Below are 1354 nucleotides of genomic sequence, written 5' to 3' on the forward strand. Positions count from 1 at the left end.
GGCCGGTTCGCCGAGCCGCCGTCGCCGATCCAGCTGGTCACGCTGCCGGTGACTCGCAGCCGGGGCCGGTATTCGCGGACGACTGCGCCGGACCGGCCGGCTCCGAGCCATTCGGCGGCCCCGGCCGGCCCCGGCGAGGCGGCCGAGCTTCCCCTGCCGGGGCCGGGCCAGGCGGCTGCGTTTCCCGTGCCGGGTGAGGGGGTTTCGCTTCCCCTGCCGGCCGAGCTTCCGCTTTTCGGGCCTGGCGAGCGGCCGTTGTGACCGGCGGCGGGGCGGCGTACCGTCCGAGGTGGAGCCCGTCACCCGGAGGTGGTCGGCATGCGCTCTGCCGTACTCGGTCTGGTGACCCTGCTGTTGCCCGTTCCCGGCCCTCGTTTCGCTCATCCGCGCGGCAGGCTGGCGGTCTGCGGTGAGGAGGTCTGTCAGTGGCGCAACTTCGTGCACGACCTCACGCCCACCACGACCTGCCGGCGCCATCCCGGCCGCACCGACTACGTGCCGGACGGGACCAAGCTGCGGGTGCGCTGCTTCCATGAGGGCTGCCTGCAGACCTCGGTGCCGGTGACGTACTGGCACGACATGCACACCGCGCAGAACTTCTGCTGCCCGACCCACCTCGTCCGGGTCTGAGCGCGCGCTCAGCGTGCCCGGGCGGTGCGGCCCTTGAGGTGGCGGCCCATCGCGCGGGCGATCTCCCGGTTGGCGTCGCGTTCGGCGAGGGCCTGGCGCTTGTCGTACTCGCGCTTGCCGCGGGCCAGGGCCAGCTCGACCTTGGCCCAGCCCTCGTTGAAGTACAGCGACAGCGGCACCAGCGTGTTGCCCGGCTCGCGCAGCTTGTCGAGGATCCGGTCGATCTCGATGCGGTGCAGCAGCAGCTTGCGCGTACGGCGCGGCGCATGGTTCGTCCACGACCCGAAGCCGTACTCGGCGATGTGCAGGTTGTAGAGCATGAGCTCGCCCTCGTGTTCCTGGGCGAACGCGTCGACGATCGACGCGTATCCGGCGCGCAGCGATTTCACCTCGGTGCCGGCCAGCACCAGGCCCGCCTCGTACGTCTTGAGGACCGCGTAGTCGTGTCGCGCCTTCTTGTTCGTCGCGATGACCTTGCGTCCGGTCTCCCTGGCCGTGGCCGCCCCCTCGCTGTCGCCGGACCGCTGCTCCGGCCCTCATCCTCGCAAACGTCCCGGCCCGCCACCGCCCCGGCCGGGCAGCTCAGCTCAGCCGGTCGCCGTCGACCAGCTCGATGCCGCGCGGCAGCACCAGCCCGGCGGCGGCCAGGTCCCGCAGCAGCCGGCTGAGCGTGGCCGGCCGCAGGCCGGTGTGCCCCGGGGCATCCGGCGCCGGGACGTCCAGC

At 72.8% G+C, this 1354-nt stretch carries 1 protein-coding gene and 2 pseudogenes; 2 read left to right on the plus strand and 1 reads right to left on the minus strand.

From position 1 onward, the window contains the following. Together AB0C29_RS48740 and AB0C29_RS48745 are read left to right on the plus strand one after the other, a co-directional pair. A pseudogene (locus AB0C29_RS48740) lies at positions 1–261 on the plus strand (hypothetical protein); the annotation flags it as partial. Between the two features lie 57 nt (positions 262–318). Next, entirely contained in the window at positions 319–630 is a 312-nt protein-coding gene (locus AB0C29_RS48745; protein WP_360835227.1) for a hypothetical protein, read from the plus strand. 8 nt (positions 631–638) lie between these two features. Here AB0C29_RS48745 and smpB read toward each other — a convergent pair. Beyond that, positions 639–1124, minus strand: a pseudogene (gene smpB, locus AB0C29_RS48750) (SsrA-binding protein SmpB); the annotation flags it as partial. Positions 1125–1354: the final 230 nt, after the last annotated feature.

The sequence above is a fragment of the Actinoplanes sp. NPDC048791 genome, from assembly GCF_040650095.1.
Classification (GTDB): Bacteria; Actinomycetota; Actinomycetes; order Mycobacteriales; family Micromonosporaceae; genus Actinoplanes.

Coding starts and splice junctions, on each gene's coding strand:
- AB0C29_RS48745 (WP_360835227.1), top strand. CDS start 319: ATGCGCTCTGCCGTACTCGGTCTGGTGACCCTGCTGTTGCCCGTTCCC.